Below are 17813 nucleotides of genomic sequence, written 5' to 3'. Positions count from 1 at the left end.
GGCCGGGGGCCCCCCCTTTTGGGGACCCCAGCCCCGGGGCCCCCGCCCCGGGGGGGGGGCGGGGCGGCCCCCCGCCGCACGATCAGGTCACCTGATCATCGCCCGGGCGGCGCGGGCGGGCGGGGCGTCGGCTCCTACACTCCGGGGCATGTTGCGCTGGCTGACCGCCGGTGAGTCGCACGGCCAGCAGCTCACCGCCGTCCTCGAGGGACTGCCCGCCGGCGTGCGGGTGCAGACCGCCGACCTCGACGTCGACCTCGCCCGCCGCCGCCTGGGCCACGGCCGCGGCGCGCGGATGTCCTTCGAGCAGGACGAGGTCACCCTCACCGGCGGCGTCCGGCACGGCCTGACCATGGGCGGCCCGATCGCGGTGCAGGTGGGCAACACCGAGTGGCCCAAGTGGACGACGGTCATGTCGCCGGACCCGGTCGACCCCGAGGTGCTCGAGGGCCAGGCGCGCAACGCCCCGCTGACCCGCCCGCGGCCCGGCCACGCCGACCTCGCCGGCATGCAGAAGTACGGCTTCGACGACGCCCGCCCGGTGCTCGAGCGCGCCAGCGCCCGCGAGACCGCCGCCCGCGTCGCCCTCGGCACGATCGCGCGGGCGTTCCTCCGCCAGGCGCTCGGCGTCGAGGTGGTCAGCCACGTCGTCGCGATCGGCCCGGTCACCGTCCCCGACGGCGTCGTCCCCGGCCCGCAGGACAACCCGCGCATCGACGAGGACCCGGTGCGCTGCGCCGACCCGGCCACCAGCCCGGTCATGGTCGCCGAGGTCGACGACGCCCGGAAGAACGGTGACACCCTCGGCGGCGTCGTCGAGGTCGTCGTCCACGGCCTGCCCCCGGGCCTGGGCAGCCACGTGCACTGGGACCGCCGCCTGGACTCCCGGCTGGCCGCCGCGCTCATGGGCGTGCAGTCGGTCAAGGCCGTCGAGGTCGGCGACGGGCTGGAGACCGCCCGCCGCCGCGGCTCGGTCGCCCACGACGAGATCGTCAGCGCCGACGGCCGGTTGCGGCGGGTCACCGACCGCGCCGGCGGCATCGAGGGCGGCATGACCACCGGCGAGGTGCTGCGGGTCCGTGCGGCGATGAAGCCGATCTCCACCGTGCCGCGGGCGCTGGCCACCGTCGACGTCGCCACCGGCGACGCGGCGGTCGCGATCAACCAGCGCAGCGACGCCTGCGCCGTGCCGCGCGGGTCGGTGGTGATGGAGGCGATGGTCGCCCTCGTGCTCGCCGACGCCGCGCTGGAGAAGTTCGGCGGCGACTCGGTGGCCGAGACCGCCCGCAACGCCCGCGCCTACCTCGACGCCCTCCCGTTCCGGTGAGCCGGCCCCTCCTCGTGCTCGTGGGCCCGCCCGCGTCGGGCAAGACCACCGTCGGCACGGCGGTCGCCGCCGCGCTCGGCGTGCCCTTCCGCGACACCGACGCCGACGTGGAGGCCCGGGCCGGCACCACCGTCGCCGACCTGTTCGTCACGCACGGCGAGCCGCACTTCCGCGCGCTGGAGGAGGCCGCCGTGGCGGCGGCCCTGACCGGGCACGACGGCGTGCTGGCCCTCGGCGGCGGCGCGGTGCTCAGCGCGGCCAGCCGCGAGCTGCTCGTGGCCTACGGGCGGGACGGCGGCACCGTCGTCCACCTCGACGTCGACCTGCCCTCGGCCGCCAAGCGCGCCGGCCTGTCCCGCGACCGCCCGCTGCTGGCGGTCAACCCCCGCGCGATGCTGCGCACCCTGCTGGAGCAGCGCGCCCCGCTGTACGCCGAGGTGGCCACCGCGGTCGTCCCCACCGGCGGCCGCACCCCCGACGACGTCGTCGCCGACGTGCTGTCCGCGCTGCCCGCCGGGACCGCCCGGTGAGGCGGGTGACCGTCGCGGGGGAGGAGCCCTACGACGTCGTCATCGGCCCCGGCGCGCAGGCCGAACTGGGCCTGGTGCTGGCCGGCACGCCGAAGGCCGCCGTCGTGCACGCCCCGCCGCTGGCCGCCCTCGCCGGTGCCGCCGTCGAGACGCTGCAGACCGCCGGGGTGGCCGCCGAGGCCGTCGTCGTCCCCGACGGGGAGGCGGCCAAGACCGCCGCCGTCGCCGCCGCCGCGTGGGAGGAGTTCGGCCGGCTCGGGCTCACCCGCTCCGACGCCGTCGTCGGCGTCGGCGGGGGAGCGGTCACCGACCTCGCCGGGTTCCTCGCCGCCACCTGGGTGCGCGGCGTGCGCGTCGTGCACCTGCCTACCAGCGTCCTCGGCATGGTCGACGCCGCGGTGGGCGGCAAGACCGGCATCAACACCGGCGCGGGCAAGAACCTCGTCGGCGCGTTCCACCCGCCGGCCGGCGTGCTCGCCGACACCGACGTCCTCGCCGGGCTGCCCGAGGCGGAGTTCCGCGCCGGCATGGCCGAGGTCGTCAAGTGCGGCCTCATCGCCGACGGCACGATCCTCGACCTGCTCGAGGCCGACCCCACCGGCCGCCGCGACACCGAGGAGCTCGTCGAGCGCGCCGTCCGGGTGAAGGCCGACGCGGTGGGCCAGGACCTCTTCGACACCGGCGTCCGCGAGTTCCTCAACTACGGCCACACCCTCGGCCACGCCATCGAGCGCGTCGAGGACTTCGGCTGGCGGCACGGCGAGGCGGTCGCCGTCGGGCTGGTGTTCGCCGCCGAGCTCGGCGTGCAGTCCGGGCGGCTGTCGCGGGCCGAGGCCGACCGGCACCGCGACCTGCTCACCGCCATGGGCCTGCCCACCCGCTACGCCGGGGACTGGGCGGCGCTGCAGGCGGTGATGCGGGTGGACAAGAAGGCCCGCGGCGCGACGTTGCGCTTCGTCGTCCTCGACGGCCTCGGCGACCCGGGGATCCTCACCGACCCCGATCCCGCATGGCTCGACGCGGCGTGGGCCGCGGTCGCCGCGTGACCACCCGCCCCACCACCCCGACGGAGGCAGCGTGACCGTCCAGGTCCTCAACGGCCCCAACCTCGGCCGGCTCGGCACCCGCGAGCCCGAGGTCTACGGGACGACGACGTACGCGCAACTCGTCGAGCTGCTCGAGGACGCCGGGCGCGAGCTGGCCCTGGAGGTCCGCGTCCGGCAGACCGACGACGAGGCGGAGATGCTCCGCTGGATCCACGAGGCCACCGACGCCGGTGACCCCGTGGTGCTCAACCCGGCGGCCTGGTCGCACACCTCGGTCGCGCTGCACGACGCGCTCGCCGCGCTCGGCGCGCCGCTGGTGGAGGTGCACATCAGCAACGTCCACAAGCGCGAGCCGTTCCGGCACCACTCCTACGTGTCGGCGGTGGCCGACGGCGTCATCGCCGGCCTGGGCATCGAGGGCTACGTGCTGGCCCTGCAGTGGCTGTCCCTGCGGGGCGCGCGGTGAGCGGCAGCGGGGCGCAGCGGCGGGAGGCGCAGCGGCGCGAGCGGCTGCGGGCGACGGCGGCCGAGCGCGGCCTGGACGCCGTGCTGGTCACGAACCTCCTCAACGTGCGCTACCTGACCGGCTTCACCGGCTCCAACGGCGCGCTGCTGCTGCGCACCGACGGCGGCGACGTCCTCGGCACCGACGGCCGCTACACCACCCAGGCCGGCACCCAGGTGCCCGACGTCGAGCTGCTCGTCGACCGCGCCACCGTGCCGGCGCTCGCCCAGGAGGCGGTGCGGCGCGGCGCCGGGCGGCTCGGCTACGAGAGCCACGAGGTCACCGTCGACGGGCACGCCCAGCTGCAGCGGGTGCTCACCGACGCCGCCGCCGGCGGCACGGTGCCCGAGCTGGTGTCGGTGCAGCGGGCGGTGGAGGCGCTGCGCGCGGTCAAGGACGACGACGAGGTCGACGCCCTGCGGCGGGCCTGCGCGGTCGCCGACCAGGCGCTGGCCGAGCTCGCCGCCGAGGGCGCGCTGAGGCCCGGGCGCACCGAGCTCGAGGTCGGCCGGGAGCTCGACGCCCGGATGCTGACCCTGGGGGCCGAGGCGCCGTCGTTCGAGACGATCGTGGCCACCGGCGCCAACTCGGCGATCCCGCACCACCGCCCCGACCGCACGGTGCTGGCCGGCGGCGACCTCCTCAAGCTGGACTTCGGCGCGACCGTCGACGGCTACCACTCGGACATGACCCGCACGCTGGTCCTCGGGCACGCCGCCGACTGGCAGCGCGAGATCCACGCCCTGGTGGCCGAGGCGCAGGCGGCCGGGCGGGCGGCGCTGGCCGTCGGTGCCGACGTCGTCGCCGTCGACGCCGCCGCCCGCGACGTGATCGCCGCCGCCGGGCACGCCGAGCACTTCACGCACGGCCTCGGCCACGGCGTGGGCCTGGAGATCCACGAGGCACCGGGCATCGGCCCGCTCGGCGCGGGTAGGCTGACCGCCGGCATGGCCGTCACCGTGGAGCCGGGGGTCTACCTCCCCGGCCACGGCGGTGTCCGGATCGAGGACACCCTCGTCGTCACCGGTGACGCGCCCGAACTGTTGACCCTCACGAGCAAGGAACTGCTGGTCCTCTAGATGGCTACCACCAACGACCTCAAGAACGGCATGGTCCTCAACCTCGACGGCCAGCTGTGGTCCGTCACCGAGTTCCAGCACGTCAAGCCCGGCAAGGGCGGTGCGTTCGTGCGCACCACGCTGAAGAACGTGCTCTCGGGCAAGGTCGTGGACCGCACCTTCAACGCCGGCACCAAGGTCGAGACGGCCACCGTCGACAAGCGGAACATGACCTACCTGTACAAGGACGGCGCCGACTTCGTCTTCATGGACGGCGAGACGTTCGACCAGATCCACGTGCCGGCCGAGACCGTCGGCAGCGGCGCGGACTACCTGCTGGAGAACACCGAGGCCGTCGTCGCCGTGCACGAGGGCACGCCGCTGTACGTGGAGCTCCCGGTGACCCTCGAGCTCGTCGTCGAGCACACCGACCCGGGCCTGCAGGGCGACCGCTCCACCGGCGGGACGAAGCCGGCCACCCTGGAGACCGGCGCGCAGATCCAGGTGCCGCTGTTCGTCAACACCGGCGACAAGCTCAAGGTGGACACCCGCGACGGCCGGTACCTCGGCCGCGCCAACTGACCCCGCATCCCGGCACCGCACCCCGGACCCGTCCGATGGCCGCCCGCACCAAGGCGCGCAAGCGCGCCGTCGACGTCCTCTACGCCGCCGACCTGCGGGGCGCCGACGCGCTGGAGCTGCTGCGCGAGCGCGTGGCGCTCGCCGACCCGCCGGTGCCCGACCACGCGGTCCGGCTGGTGGAGGGCGTCGCCGCGCACGCCCGGCGCATCGACGAGCTGATCGGGCAGCACGCCCGCGGCTGGTCGCTGGAGCGGCTGCCCGACGTCGACCGGGCGATCCTGCGGATGGCGGTCTTCGAGCTGCTGTGGGTCGACGACGTGCCCGACGCCGTCGTCATCGACGAGGCCGTGGAGCTCGCGCGGGCGCTGTCCACCGACGACTCGCCGGCCTACGTGAACGGCGTCCTCGGGGCCATCCTCGACGCCGAGGTGCCCACCTCCTCCTGAGCCCCGGGCAGGCCGCTCGAGCCGGCCTCCCCAGCAGGCTCAGCCGCGCACGCCGGCCTCGGCGGCGGCCAGCATCGCCGCCGCCCGGACCCCGGCGTTCAGCCGCCGCGCCCGGCGCAGCGCGGACCGCAGGTCGGCCGCCAGCAGGACCTCGGGGTCGGGCATCGGGACGGGCGGGGCGGTGCTCACGCAGGACTCCTCGGGGGCGCGGTGTCGGTGCCGCCGACGCTAGGTGCGCCCCCTGACAGTTCCCGGTGACCGGCCTGCGCCCTCGTCGTGTGCACGCGCCGCGGCCCGGGAGCCGTCCCGCGCGCGGGAGGTGCACGTACCGCGGCCGGCCGGGCCCGCGGACCGCGCTGCGTGCACGGACCGCGGACCCGACCGCCCCCGGACGCGACGAGGCCCGCCCCGGCAGCAGCCGGGACGGGCCTGGTGACGTGCTGGAACGGCCCCCTCGCAGGGGCCCGACGCGAGCTCGCGAGCGGTGGGGGGTGAGAGGGTCCTCCGTCAGCGGGGGGCGCGCCGGCGGTCCCAGGCGTCGTCCTCGTCGTCGGCGCCGGCGGCGCCGAGGCCGTCCATGCCGCCGGGGTTGAGCACGCCCCACTCGATGAGCCGGGTGGTCAGCTCGTCGGGGCTCATGTCGTAGATGATCGCCAGCGACTTGAGGTCCTCGGCGCGGATGGAGAGGACCTTGCCGTTGTAGTCGTGCCGCTGGGCCTGGATGGTCGAGGCGTAGCGGGCCAGCGGGCCGGCCTCGTCGGCGGGCAGCGAGCCCAGCGACTCGAGGTTCAGCACGATCTTGGTGGTGGACGTGACGGCCGAGGAGGGGCGCGGGTCGGGCAGCAGCTCGGAGACCGGCACGCCGTAGAAGACCGCCAGCTCCGAGAGGCGCTGCACGGTGACCGCCCGGTCACCGCGCTCGTAGGACCCGACGACGACGGCCTTCCAGCGGCCGTGCGACTTGTCCTCCACGCCCTGCAGGGAGAGGCCCTGCTGGTTGCGGATCGCCCGCAGCCGGGCACCGAGGGCCCGCGAGTAGTCCGTGCTCATCCGTGTCTGCTCACTGTCCGTCGTCGTGTGGAGGGCTCGGTCGTCACGCAGCGTACTGGTAACGCGGGAGTCACGACAGCACATCCCTCGTCCGTGCGCATCCTCGTCCACGCAGGGCCACCTGCGGCACCCCGGGGCGCGGCACGTTCACCCGACCGCGTGCAGTACGGTCGGCACCGGTCCGATCCGCTCCTTTAACGACCCGTCCCGTGAGGCGGGGAAGGAGGCCTGATGGCCGGCTCTCGCGAGCCTGCTGCGAGCCGCACGTCCACCGCCGGCGTCCTGCTCGCCCCCGCCGACGTCGCCCGTGTGGTCGACCGCATGGCGCACCAGCTGATCGAGAAGGCCGGCGACGCCCTCGCCGACCTCGTGCTGATCGGCATCCCCACCCGCGGCGCCCCGCTGGCCCGCCGCCTCGCCGCCCGCGTCGCCGCGTTCAGCGGCACGGCGGTCGACGTCGGCACCGTCGACATCACCCTCTACCGCGACGACCTGCGGCTGCGCGGCGTCCGGGCGCTGGAGGACACCCTCCTTCCGGCGCAGGGCATCGACGGCCGGCTGGTCGTCCTCGTCGACGACGTCCTGTTCTCCGGGCGCTCGGTGCGCGCGGCCCTGGACGCGCTGCGCGACCTCGGCCGCCCGCGGGCGGTCCAGCTCGCCGTCCTGGTCGACCGCGGCCACCGGGAGCTGCCGATCCGCGCCGACTACGTGGGCAAGAACGTGCCCACCGCGCGCACCCAGCAGGTGCGCGTCCACCTGACCGAGACCGACGGCGCCGACGAGGTGCTGGTGACGGAGGGGGAGGGCCAGTGAAGCGGCACCTGCTGGAGAGCGCCGACCTCGACCGCGACGACGCCACGCTGGTGCTCGACACCGCCGAGCAGATCGACCAGGCGCTGGCCGGCCGCGAGGTCAAGAAGCTGCCCACGCTGCGCGGCCGCACGGTGGTCAACCTCTTCTACGAGGACTCCACCCGCACCCGCATCTCCTTCGAGCTGGCGGCCAAGCGGCTGTCCGCCGACGTCATCAACTTCTCCGCCAAGGGCAGCAGCGTCTCCAAGGGCGAGAGCCTCAAGGACACCGCGCTCACCCTCGAGGCGATGGGCAGCGACGCGATCGTCGTCCGGCACGGCGCCTCCGGGGCGCCCCACCGGCTGGCGAACTGGGTGCGGGGCAGTGTGGTCAACGCCGGCGACGGCACCCACGAGCACCCCACCCAGGCGCTGCTGGACGCGTACACGATCCGCCGCCGGCTGGGCCGCCTCGACGGCGTCCGGGTGACGATCGTCGGCGACGTCCTGCACAGCCGGGTGGCCCGCTCCAACGTGTGGCTGCTGACGACGCTGGGCGCCGAGGTCACCCTCGTCGCCCCGCCGACGCTGCTGCCGGTGGGCGTGGACTCCTGGCCGGTGGAGGTCTCCTACGACCTCGACGCCGTGCTGCCCAAGGCCGACGCGGTGATGATGCTGCGGGTCCAGGCCGAGCGGATGAACGCCTCGTTCTTCCCCAGCGCCCGGGAGTACAGCCGCCGTTACGGCCTCGACGCGCTCCGGCTGGCCGCGCTGTCCGACGACGCGATCGTCATGCACCCCGGCCCGATGAACCGCGGCATGGAGATCGCCGCCGACGTCGCCGACTCGGTCCGCTCGACGATCGTCGAGCAGGTCGGCAACGGCGTCAGCGTGCGGATGGCCGTGCTGTACCTGCTCCTGGGAGGCAACGCGTGACCGTGCTCGTCAAGGGGGCGCGCGTCCTCGGCGGCGAGCCCGCCGACCTGCTGCTGAAGGACGGCCGGATCGCCGCGGTCGGCGAGCGGCTGAGCGCGACCGGCGCCACCGTCGTCGACGCCGACGGGCTGGTCGCCCTGCCCGGCCTGGTCGACCTGCACACCCACCTGCGCGAGCCCGGCCGCGAGGACGCCGAGACCGTGGAGACCGGCAGCCGTGCCGCGGCGCTGGGCGGGTTCACCGCGGTGCACGCCATGGCCAACACCGACCCGGTCGCCGACACCGCCGGGGTCGTCGAGCAGGTGTGGCGGCTGGGCCGGCAGGCCGGGCTGGTCGACGTCGTCCCGGTCGGGGCGGTGACCGTGGGCCTGCGCGGCGAGCGGCTGGCCGAGCTCGGCGCGATGGCCGACTCCGCCGCCCGGGTGCGGGTCTTCTCCGACGACGGGCACTGCGTCGCCGACCCCGCGCTCATGCGCCGCGCGCTGGAGTACGTGAAGGCCTTCGACGGCGTCGTCGCCCAGCACGCCGAGGAGCCGCGGCTGACCGCCGGCGCGCAGATGAACGAGGGCGACCGCTCGGCGCGGCTCGGGCTCACCGGCTGGCCGGCCGCCGCCGAGGAGGCGGTGATCGCCCGCGACGTGCTGCTGGCCCAGCACGTGGGCGCCCGGCTGCACGTCTGCCACGTGTCCACCGCCGGGTCGGTGGAGCTGCTGCGCTGGGCGAAGTCCCGCGGCGTGCAGGTGACCGCCGAGGTCACCCCGCACCACCTGCTGCTCACCGAGGCCTGCGCCGAGTCCTACGACCCGGTGTTCAAGGTCAACCCGCCGCTGCGCACCGAGGAGGACGTGCGGGCGCTGCGGGCCGGGCTGGCCGACGGCACGATCGACGCCGTCGCCACCGACCACGCCCCGCACGCGGTGGAGGACAAGGAGAGCGAGTGGGCGCAGGCCCGGCCCGGGATGCTCGGGCTGGAGCAGGCGCTGTCGGTCGTCGTCGAGACGCTGGTGGAGCCCGGCCTGCTGGACTGGGCCGGGGTCGCCGACCGCATGTCGGTCCGCCCGGCGGCCATCGGCCGCCTCGACGGGGCCGGGGACCGGGCGCACGGCCGCCCGCTGGCGCCCGGCGAGCCGGCGAACCTGCTGCTGGTCGACCCCGCCGCCCGGGTCGTCGTCGACCCGGCCGCGCTGGCCAGCCGCAGCCGCAACACCCCCTACGCCGGGCGTGAGCTGCCCGGCCGCGTGGTCGCGACGTTCCTGCGCGGCGAGGCGACGGTGCTCGACGGGAAGGCTGTGCGGTGACAGAGGCTGTGCTCGTCCTGGAGGACGGGCGGACGTTCCGCGGCGAGGCCTACGGGGCGGTCGGCACCACGGTCGGCGAGGCGGTGTTCGCCACCGGGATGACCGGCTACCAGGAGACGCTCACCGACCCCAGCTACGCCGGCCAGATCGTCACGATGACCGCGCCGCACATCGGCAACACCGGCGTCAACGGCGAGGACGACGAGAGCCGCCACATGTGGGTGGCCGGGTTCGTCGTCCGCGACCCCGCCCGCCGCCCGGCGAACTGGCGGGCCACCGGCACCCTCGACGACGAGCTCGCCGCGCAGGGCGTCGTCGGCATCAGCGGCGTCGACACCCGCGCACTGACCCGGCACCTGCGCGAGCGCGGCGCGATGCGGGCGGGCATCAGCAGCGAGTCGCTGGACGCCGACGCGCTGCTCACCGGGGTGCGCGCCGCCGAGAGCATGGTCGGCGCCGACCTCGCGCCGCAGGTGAGCACCCGCGCGCCCTACGTCGTGCCGGCGGTGGGGGAGCGGCGGTTCACCGTCGCCGCGCTCGACCTGGGCATCAAGACCGCCACCCCGCGGCACCTGGCCGCCCTCGGCGTCGAGACCCACGTGCTGCCCGCGACGGCGACCGCCGACGACCTGCTGCGGCACGGCACCGACGGCGTCTTCCTCTCCAACGGGCCCGGCGACCCCGCCGCGGCCGACTACGCGGTGGCCGCCGTGCGCGGCGTGCTCGACGCCGGCCGGCCGCTGTTCGGCATCTGCTTCGGCAACCAGCTGCTCGGCCGCGCGCTGGGCCTGGGCACCTACAAGCTGCGCTTCGGCCACCGGGGGCTCAACCAGCCGGTGCTCGACCGGGTCAGCGGCACCGTGCGGGTGACCAGCCACAACCACGGGTTCGCCGTCGACGCGCCGCTGGACCGGGCCACCGACACCCCCCACGGGCGGGTCGAGGTCAGCCACGTCGGCCTCAACGACGACGTCGTCGAGGGGCTGCGCTGCCTCGACGCGCCGGCGTTCAGCGTCCAGTTCCACCCCGAGTCCGCCGCGGGGCCGCACGACGCCGCGCCGCTGTTCGAGCGGTTCACCGACCTGATGGGGGAGGCCCGCTGATGCCCAGGAGAACCGACATCTCGCACGTCCTGGTCATCGGCTCCGGGCCGATCCTCATCGGGCAGGCCGCGGAGTTCGACTACTCCGGCACCCAGGCCTGCCGCGTGCTGCGCGCCGAGGGGCTGCGGGTCAGCCTGGTCAACAGCAACCCGGCGACGATCATGACCGACCCCGAGGTCGCCGACGCCACCTACGTCGAGCCGCTCACGCCGGAGTTCGTCGAGCGGGTCATCGCCCGGGAGCGCCCCGACGCGCTGCTGGCCACCCTCGGCGGGCAGACCGCGCTCAACATCGCCATCGGCCTGTACCAGAACGGCACGCTGGAGCGGTACGGCGTGCGGCTCATCGGCGCCGACGTCGACGCGATCAACCGCGGCGAGGACCGGCAGCTGTTCAAGGACATCGTCCGCGCGGTCGGCGCCGACACCCCGCGCTCGCGGGTCTGCTCGACCGTCGAGGAGGCCCTGGCCACCGCCGCCGACGTCGGCTACCCGGTGGTCGTCCGGCCGTCGTTCACGATGGGCGGGCTGGGCTCGGGCTTCGCCACCGACGAGCCGATGCTGCGCCGGATGGCCGGCCACGGCCTGACCGACTCCCCGGTGCACACCGTGCTCGTCGAGGAGTCGGTGCTCGGCTGGAAGGAGTACGAGCTCGAGCTCATGCGCGACCGCAGCGACAACGTGGTCGTCGTCTGCTCGATCGAGAACGTCGACGCCATGGGCGTGCACACCGGCGACTCGGTCACCGTCGCACCGGCCATGACCCTCACCGACGTCGAGTACCAGCGGATGCGCGACGTCGGCATCGCGGTGCTGCGCGAGGTCGGCGTCGACACCGGCGGCTGCAACATCCAGTTCGCCGTGAACCCGGCCGACGGGCGGCTGGTCGTCATCGAGATGAACCCGCGGGTGTCGCGGTCGAGCGCGCTGGCGTCGAAGGCGACCGGCTTCCCGATCGCGAAGATCGCCGCCAAGCTCGCGATCGGCTACACCCTCGACGAGATCACCAACGACATCACCGGCGTCACCCCGGCCAGCTTCGAGCCGGCGCTGGACTACGTCGTGGTGAAGATCCCGCGGTTCGCCTTCGAGAAGTTCCCCGGCGCGGACCCGCGGCTGACCACGACGATGAAGAGCGTCGGCGAGGTCATGGCGCTGGGCCGCAACTTCCCCGAGGCGCTGGGCAAGGCGATGCGGTCCACCGAGACGAAGGCCGCCGGGTTCTGGACCGGGCCGCCGGAGCACCGCTCGGCCGCCGAGCTGCTCGAGGCGCTGCGCACGCCCGTCGACGGCCGGCTGTACCTGGCCGAGCGGGCCCTGGCGGCGGGCGCGACGGTGGAGCAGGTGGCCGAGGCCAGCGGCTTCGACCCCTGGTTCGTCGACCAGGTCGCGCTGGTGCACGAGGTGGGCGAGCAGGTGCGCGCAGCGCCGTCGCTGACGCCGGAGCTGCTGCGGCGGGCCAAGCGGCACGGGCTCTCCGACCGCCAGGTCGCGGCGCTGCGGCCCGAGCTCGCCGGCGAGGACGGCGTGCGGGTGCTGCGCCGGCGCCTCGGCATCCGGCCGGTGTTCAAGACGGTGGACACCTGCGCCGCGGAGTTCGCCGCCCGCACGCCCTACCACTACTCGTCCTACGACGAGGAGACCGAGGTCGAGCCGCGGGAGAAGCCGGCGGTGCTCATCCTCGGCTCGGGGCCCAACCGGATCGGCCAGGGCATCGAGTTCGACTACTCGTGCGTGCACGCGGTCATGGCGCTGCAGGACGCCGGCTACGAGGCCGTGATGGTCAACTGCAACCCCGAGACCGTCTCCACCGACTACGACACCGCCGACCGGCTCTACTTCGAGCCGCTGACCTTCGAGGACGTCCTCGAGGTGGTCGAGGCCGAGCGGGCGGCCGGCCCGGTCGCCGGGGTGGTGTGCACCCTCGGCGGGCAGACGCCGCTGGGCCTGGCGCAGCGGCTCAAGGACGCCGGGGTGCCGGTGCTGGGGACCTCGCCGGAGTCCATCGACGCCGCCGAGGACCGCGGGGCGTTCTCCCGCGTGCTGGCCGACGCCGGCCTGCGCGCGCCCGAGCACGGCACCGCCACCGCCTTCGCCGAGGCGCGCCGCATCGCCGCGACCATCGGCTACCCGGTGCTGGTGCGCCCGTCCTACGTGCTCGGCGGCCGCGGCATGGAGATCGTCTACGACGACGCCACGCTCGAGGCCTACATCGCCAAGGCCACCGACGTCAGCCCCGCCCACCCGGTGCTGGTCGACCGGTTCCTCGAGGACGCCGTCGAGATCGACGTCGACGCGCTCTACGACGGCACCGAGCTCTACCTCGGCGGGGTCATGGAGCACATCGAGGAGGCCGGCATCCACTCCGGCGACTCGGCGTGCGCGCTGCCGCCGATCACGCTCGTCTCGGCGGACCTCGCGCGGATCCGCACCGCCACCGAGGCGCTGGCCGCCCGGATCGGCGTCCGCGGGCTGCTCAACGTGCAGTACGCGCTCAAGGACGACGTCCTGTACGTGCTGGAGGCCAACCCGCGGGCGTCGCGGACGGTGCCGTTCGTCTCCAAGGCGACCGCCGTGCCGCTGGCGAAGGCCGCGGCCCGGATCGCCGTGGGGGAGACGATCGCGGAGCTGCGGGCCGCGGGCGTGCTGCCGGCCACCGGCGACGGCGCGGACCTGGCCGAGCGGGCGCCGATCGCGGTCAAGGAGGCGGTGCTGCCCTTCCACCGGTTCCGCACCGTCGACGGCCACGGCGTCGACACCGTGCTGGGCCCGGAGATGAAGTCCACTGGCGAGGTCATGGGCCTCGACGACGGCTTCGGCACCGCGTTCGCCAAGTCGCAGGTGGCCTCCTACGGCCCGCTGCCCACGACCGGCACGGTGTTCGTCTCGCTGGCCAACCGGGACAAGCGGGCCGCCGTCTTCCCGGTCAAGCGGCTGGCCGACCTCGGCTTCCGCGTGCTGGCCACCGCCGGCACCGCGCAGGTGCTGCGCCGCAACGGCGTCGAGTGCGAGGTGGTCGGCAAGTACAGCGAGGGCCCGGGCAACTGCGTGGAGCGGATCCTCGCCGGCGACGTCGACATCGTCGTCAACACGCCGTTCGGGTCCCCGGGCAACAGCGGGCCGCGGCTGGACGGCTACGAGATCCGCACCGCCGCCGTCGCCGCGGACATCCCGTGCATCACCACGGTGCAGGGCATGGCCGCGGCGGTGCAGGGGATCGAGGCGCTGCGCCGCGGCGGCCTGGGCGTGCGCAGCCTGCAGGAGGTCCACGCGGCGCTGTCCACGCCGTCGTGACGACCGTCCGGGCCGTGCGCGACGACCTGGTCGCCCGCGGGCTCCTCGACGGGCTGGCCGCGGCCTACGCCGCCGGCCTCGCCCGCTTCGCGACGCCGCCCGACCTCGACGCCCTGGTCGCCCCCGCGGCCGCGCTCGCCGGCCGGCTCGCGGCGGGGGAGGCCGGGACGAGCGACCTGCCGCTGCTCACCCGGGTGCTGTTCCTCGCCGGGCACGGCGGGGTGCTCGCCGCGCACGGTGTGCGGACGCCGTCCTACGACCTGCTCCGCTCCTACCGGGAGAACCTGGCGACGCCGGTCGGCCCGCGGCTGCCGGAGCGCCCGCGCGCGGGGGACCGGCGGTGGCGGGTGCTCGGCCGCGACGTCGGCTTCCCGATCGGCGTGCCCGCGTGCGTGCTGGCCGGCGGGGAGGAGTGGGTCCGCTTCCACGCGCGCAACGGGTTCAGCGTGCTCACCTACAAGACGGTGCGCAGCCGCGCCCACGAGCCCAACGCCCGGCCCAACTGGACCTTCGCGCCACGGCCCCCGGACGGCGACGTCGTCGTCTCCGACCCGTGGGACTGGGTCGAGCCCGGGGACCCCGGGGTGAGCACGGTGAACTCCTTCGGGGTGCCCTCGCCGCCGCCGGAGGAGTGGATGCCCGACCTCGAGCGGTCGCTGGCCGCGGTCGACCACGACCAGCTGCTGCTGGTCAGCGTCATGGGCTCCGGGGACGGCCCGGCCCTGGCCAGGGACTTCGCCGCGACGGCGCGGCTGGCACAGGAGGCCGGTGCGACGGTGGTGGAGCTGAACCTCTCCTGCCCCAACACGCTCACCGCGACCCCCGACGGCGTGCAGCCGCCGCTGTGCCTCGACGCCGACGCGACGGTCGCGGTGGTCGAGACGGTGCGCCGCGACCTCGACGACCGCACCGGCCTGGTCGCCAAGCTGTCGTGGCTCGACGAGCAGCGCCTCGCCGCGCTGGTGCCCCGGCTGGCCCCGCTGGTCGACGGCGTGGCGGGCATCAACACGGTCGCCCGCCGGGTGGTGCGCAGCGACGGCGAGCCGACCTTCCCCGGCCGCGCCGTCGCGGGGCTGTCCGGGGCCGCCGTCCGCGGGCAGGCGCTGGACCTCACCCGCCGCCTGGTCGCGCTGCGCGAGGCCGGTGGGCACCGCTTCGACGTGCTGGCGATGGGCGGGGTGACCGACCCGGCGTCGTTCCGGGCGCTGTACGACGCCGGCGCCGACGCGGTGCAGTCGGCCTCCGGCGCGTTCGCCGACCCGTTCCTGGCCCGCGACTGCATCGCCGCGCACGGCGACACCCTGCCGCGGGCGGTGCCGAGGTGACCGCGCCGTTCGGGCAGCGGCTGGCCGACGCCGTCGCCGCGCGCGGCCCGCTGTGCGTGGGCCTCGACCCGCACGCCGGGCTGCTGGAGCGCTGGGGCCTGCCCGACTCCCCGGACGGCCTCGCCCGGTTCACCGACGCCGTCGTCGGCGCGCTGGCCGGGGAGGTCGCCGTCCTCAAGCCGCAGTCGGCGTTCTACGAGCGGCACGGCTCGCGCGGCCTGGCGGTGCTCGAGGACGGCGTCGCCCGGGCCCGCGCGGCCGGCGCGCTGGTGCTGCTCGACGCCAAGCGCGGCGACATCGGCTCCACGATGGACGCCTACGCCGACGTGCTGCGGCCCGGGCACCCGTGCGCCGTCGACGCGCTGACCGTCAGCCCCTACCTCGGCCCCGGCGCACTGCAGCCGGCCGTGGACACCGCGCGGCTCACCGGCGGCGGGCTGTTCGTGCTGGCCCGCACCTCCAACCCCGACGCCGGCGCGCTGCAGTCCGCGGCGGTGGGGGAGCGGTCGGTGGCGCAGGTCGTCGTCGACACCGTGCGCGGCTGGAACACCCCGGGCTGGGTGGTCGGCGACCCGCTGCCCGACCTCGGCGCGGTGCAGGACCTCGGCAGCCGCTGGGGGGCGGCCACCGGGTCCTTCGGCGTCGTGGTCGGGGCGACCCTGCCCGACCTCGACGTCGACCTCGACGGGCTCGGCGGCCCGGTGCTCGCGCCCGGGCTCGGCGCCCAGGGCGGGACGCCGGCGGACCTGCGCCGGCTCTTCGGCGCCGGGCGCGCCGTCGTCCCGACCGTCTCCCGCGACGTGCTCGCCGCCGGCCCCGACCCGGCCGCCCTGCGCGCGGCGGCGGCGCGGTGGGCGGGGGAGCTCGCGGCGTGAGACGGGCGCTGCCCTGGGGGCTCGGGCTGCTGGGCGCGGCCCTCGCCGTCGCGGGGGTGGCCGTGTTCTGGTGGACGAACACCCACCCGGCGGCCGCGGGGATCCCCCGCGGCTCCGCGCCGCTGGAGCCCGTGGACGCCTACGACAGCACGCTCACCCTGACCTTCGACGACGGGTGGGCGGTGCTCTGGGACCGGGGCCACCTGGTGGGTGCGGGCCTGCTCGTGGCGGGGGCGCTCGTGCTCGCGGGGGTCGGCGGGTGGGTGCTGGGCCGCCGCTCCGCCCGCTGAGTTCCAGGTCCCCGGCGTGTCGTCCTCCGCGTGTCTCCCCGCATCGATGCGGACCTAATACGTTCCGTATACTTCGTGACCTGCGGCTCTCACGCACCGTCACACAGCCCGTGGACAGAGCGTGAGGAGCGGACGGACGGAGATCGGAAACTCCGCGCGCACCGCGCGTGACCTGCGGATTCCCGGTTACTAGGTTGACCGCCGGGCCCGAGACCACGGGTGCCGCACGGCACGGACACAGCACCGAGACGCCGGGGCGCAGGCCCCCGCGACGACACGATTGGGACGCACCATGCCCCTGCCTGACCTGTCCCCGGAACAGCGCGCCGCCGCCCTGGAGAAGGCCGCCGCGGCCCGCAAGGCACGTGCCGAGCTGCGCGAGCGGCTCAAGAGCAAGGGCGCCACGGTCGGCGACGTCCTGCGCCAGGGCGAGACCGACGAGGTCATCGGGAAGATGCGCGTGTCGGCGGTGCTGGAGTCCCTGCCCGGCGTCGGCAAGGCGCGTGCTGCGAAGATCATGGAGCGGCTCGAGATCTCCCCGACCCGCCGGGTCCGCGGCCTGGGCGCCAACCAGCGCCGGGCCCTGGAGTCGGAGTTCGGGGGCGAGCAGGTGGTCGCCGACCAGGTGCCCGCCGACTCGGCCAGCTGACCGGGATCGCCTGCCGCACCACACCGCACCACCGCACCGAGGACGAGGACGACGCGTTGCCCACTGCACCACGGTCCCCGGTCCCGGCGCGCCTCACGGTGCTCTCCGGGCCCTCGGGGGTCGGCAAGGGCACCGTCGTGGCGGAGGTCCGCCGCCGGTACCCCGAGGTGTGGGTCTCGGTGTCGGTGACCACCCGGCGGGCCCGGGCGGGGGAGGTGGACGGCGTCCACTACCACTTCGTCGACGACGCCGAGTTCGACCGGCTCGTCGCCGAGGACGGCCTGCTGGAGTGGGCGGAGTACGCCGGCAACCGCTACGGCACACCGGCCGCCCCGGTCCGCGAGCGACTCGCGACCGGGGCGCCGGCGCTGCTGGAGATCGAGCTGCAGGGCGCCCGCCAGGTCCGTGCCCGCGACGGCGGGGCCCAGCTGGTCTTCCTCGCGCCGCCGTCGTGGGCGGAGCTGAAGAGCAGGCTGGCCGGCCGGGGCTCGGAGCCGCCCGCCGTGCAGGAGCGCCGGCTGGCCATCGCGCAGGCCGAGCTGGACGCCGCGGGGGAGTTCGACGTCGTGGTGGTCAACGACGACGTCGCCAGGGCCGCCGACGAGTTGGTATCCTTGCTCGCTGCGCCGTCGTCGGAGACGACCGGCGCCTCCGAGTGACGGCCCCCGAGGCCCCTCACTCCCGCCGAACCAGCCGAGGAGTCCTGCGC

Annotated in this window: 19 protein-coding genes; 17 read left to right on the top strand and 2 right to left on the bottom strand. The window is 75.5% G+C overall.

What is annotated here, in order from left to right; genetic code table 11:
• The first annotated feature begins 148 nt into the window (after nt 1–148).
• The 7 genes from aroC to nusB are packed head-to-tail and all read left to right on the top strand — an operon-like array spanning nt 149 to nt 5494.
• Nucleotides 149–1327, top strand: coding sequence for a chorismate synthase (gene aroC / locus ACI780_RS13795; protein ID WP_457003524.1), 1179 nt, complete (start codon nt 149–151; stop codon nt 1325–1327).
• Nucleotides 1324–1857, top strand: coding sequence for a shikimate kinase (locus tag ACI780_RS13790; protein ID WP_456872230.1), 534 nt, complete (start codon nt 1324–1326; stop codon nt 1855–1857). Before aroC ends, ACI780_RS13790 begins: the two co-directional genes overlap by 4 nt.
• Before the next feature lie 5 nt (nt 1858–1862).
• Nucleotides 1863–2903 (top strand): 3-dehydroquinate synthase, encoded by a 1041-nt coding sequence (aroB, locus tag ACI780_RS13785; RefSeq protein ID WP_457003522.1) that lies wholly within the window; start codon nt 1863–1865, stop codon nt 2901–2903.
• Nucleotides 2904–2934: 31 nt separating this feature from the next.
• Nucleotides 2935–3369, top strand: coding sequence for a type II 3-dehydroquinate dehydratase (gene aroQ, locus ACI780_RS13780; protein ID WP_456872232.1), 435 nt, complete (start codon nt 2935–2937; stop codon nt 3367–3369).
• Nucleotides 3366–4487, top strand: a complete 1122-nt coding sequence (locus ACI780_RS13775) for a M24 family metallopeptidase (RefSeq protein WP_456872233.1) — start codon at nt 3366–3368, stop codon at nt 4485–4487. The genes aroQ and ACI780_RS13775 overlap by 4 nt, the downstream gene beginning before the upstream one ends.
• Nucleotides 4488–5048 (top strand): elongation factor P, encoded by a 561-nt coding sequence (gene efp / locus ACI780_RS13770; protein ID WP_456872234.1) that lies wholly within the window; start codon nt 4488–4490, stop codon nt 5046–5048. It abuts the gene before it with no gap.
• Nucleotides 5049–5083: 35 nt separating this feature from the next.
• A complete protein-coding gene (gene nusB / locus ACI780_RS13765) occupies nt 5084–5494 on the top strand; it encodes a transcription antitermination factor NusB (protein ID WP_456872235.1) in 411 nt (136 codons plus the stop codon).
• A 39-nt stretch (nt 5495–5533) separates the two neighbouring features.
• On the opposite strand, the gene ACI780_RS13760 is transcribed toward nusB, so the two are convergent.
• Nucleotides 5534–5683 carry a hypothetical protein gene (locus tag ACI780_RS13760; RefSeq protein ID WP_456872236.1) on the bottom strand — a complete coding sequence of 50 codons (150 nt, stop codon included), beginning with the start codon at nt 5681–5683 and terminating at the stop codon, nt 5534–5536.
• Nucleotides 5684–6001: 318 nt separating this feature from the next.
• Complete coding sequence (gene bldD / locus ACI780_RS13755) at nt 6002–6544, bottom strand: transcriptional regulator BldD (protein WP_089404849.1); 543 nt, start codon at nt 6542–6544, stop codon at nt 6002–6004.
• A gap of 231 nt (nt 6545–6775) precedes the next feature.
• Here bldD and pyrR point away from each other — a divergent pair, with 231 nt between their 5' ends.
• The 10 genes from pyrR (at nt 6776) to gmk (ending at nt 17763) form a co-directional block, all read left to right on the top strand.
• Nucleotides 6776–7357 (top strand): bifunctional pyr operon transcriptional regulator/uracil phosphoribosyltransferase PyrR, encoded by a 582-nt coding sequence (pyrR, locus tag ACI780_RS13750; RefSeq protein WP_457003518.1) that lies wholly within the window; start codon nt 6776–6778, stop codon nt 7355–7357.
• Complete coding sequence (locus ACI780_RS13745; RefSeq protein WP_457003516.1) at nt 7354–8271, top strand: aspartate carbamoyltransferase catalytic subunit; 918 nt, start codon at nt 7354–7356, stop codon at nt 8269–8271. Before pyrR ends, ACI780_RS13745 begins: the two co-directional genes overlap by 4 nt.
• On the top strand, nt 8268–9569 hold the full coding sequence (locus ACI780_RS13740; RefSeq protein ID WP_457003513.1) for a dihydroorotase: 1302 nt from the start codon (nt 8268–8270) through the stop codon (nt 9567–9569). The genes ACI780_RS13745 and ACI780_RS13740 overlap by 4 nt, the downstream gene beginning before the upstream one ends.
• Entirely contained in the window at nt 9566–10672 is a 1107-nt protein-coding gene (gene carA / locus ACI780_RS13735; protein WP_457003511.1) for a glutamine-hydrolyzing carbamoyl-phosphate synthase small subunit, read from the top strand. The genes ACI780_RS13740 and carA overlap by 4 nt, the downstream gene beginning before the upstream one ends.
• Nucleotides 10672–13965, top strand: a complete 3294-nt coding sequence (gene carB, locus ACI780_RS13730; protein WP_456872241.1) for a carbamoyl-phosphate synthase large subunit — start codon at nt 10672–10674, stop codon at nt 13963–13965. The genes carA and carB overlap by 1 nt, the downstream gene beginning before the upstream one ends.
• A gap of 14 nt (nt 13966–13979) precedes the next feature.
• Nucleotides 13980–15290 (top strand): dihydroorotate oxidase, encoded by a 1311-nt coding sequence (locus ACI780_RS13725; RefSeq protein WP_457003508.1) that lies wholly within the window; start codon nt 13980–13982, stop codon nt 15288–15290.
• Nucleotides 15287–16165 carry an orotidine-5'-phosphate decarboxylase gene (pyrF, locus tag ACI780_RS13720; RefSeq protein ID WP_457003506.1) on the top strand — a complete coding sequence of 293 codons (879 nt, stop codon included), beginning with the start codon at nt 15287–15289 and terminating at the stop codon, nt 16163–16165. The genes ACI780_RS13725 and pyrF overlap by 4 nt, the downstream gene beginning before the upstream one ends.
• On the top strand, nt 16162–16455 hold the full coding sequence (locus tag ACI780_RS13715) for a hypothetical protein (protein ID WP_456872244.1): 294 nt from the start codon (nt 16162–16164) through the stop codon (nt 16453–16455). The genes pyrF and ACI780_RS13715 overlap by 4 nt, the downstream gene beginning before the upstream one ends.
• Nucleotides 16456–16747: 292 nt before the next feature.
• Entirely contained in the window at nt 16748–17104 is a 357-nt protein-coding gene (mihF, locus tag ACI780_RS13710) for an integration host factor, actinobacterial type (RefSeq protein ID WP_089404841.1), read from the top strand.
• 56 nt (nt 17105–17160) lie between these two features.
• Nucleotides 17161–17763, top strand: coding sequence for a guanylate kinase (gene gmk, locus ACI780_RS13705; RefSeq protein WP_456872245.1), 603 nt, complete (start codon nt 17161–17163; stop codon nt 17761–17763).
• Nucleotides 17764–17813: the final 50 nt, after the last annotated feature.

This window comes from Geodermatophilus sp. SYSU D00814 (assembly GCF_054050055.1).
The sequence above is the reverse complement of the archived record's forward strand: the minus strand, read 5'-3'. Positions and strand labels throughout refer to the sequence as shown.

Excerpts from the sequence above, each read along its gene's own strand:
- aroC (WP_457003524.1), top strand. The coding sequence starts at position 149 with ATGTTGCGCTGGCTGACCGCCGGTGAGTCGCACGGCCAGCAGCTCACC.
- efp (WP_456872234.1), top strand. The coding sequence starts at position 4,488 with ATGGCTACCACCAACGACCTCAAGAACGGCATGGTCCTCAACCTCGAC.
- nusB (WP_456872235.1), top strand. The coding sequence starts at position 5,084 with ATGGCCGCCCGCACCAAGGCGCGCAAGCGCGCCGTCGACGTCCTCTAC.
- bldD (WP_089404849.1), bottom strand. The coding sequence starts at position 6,544 with ATGAGCACGGACTACTCGCGGGCCCTCGGTGCCCGGCTGCGGGCGATC.
- pyrR (WP_457003518.1), top strand. The coding sequence starts at position 6,776 with ATGGCCGGCTCTCGCGAGCCTGCTGCGAGCCGCACGTCCACCGCCGGC.
- carB (WP_456872241.1), top strand. The coding sequence starts at position 10,672 with ATGCCCAGGAGAACCGACATCTCGCACGTCCTGGTCATCGGCTCCGGG.
- mihF (WP_089404841.1), top strand. The coding sequence starts at position 16,748 with ATGCCCCTGCCTGACCTGTCCCCGGAACAGCGCGCCGCCGCCCTGGAG.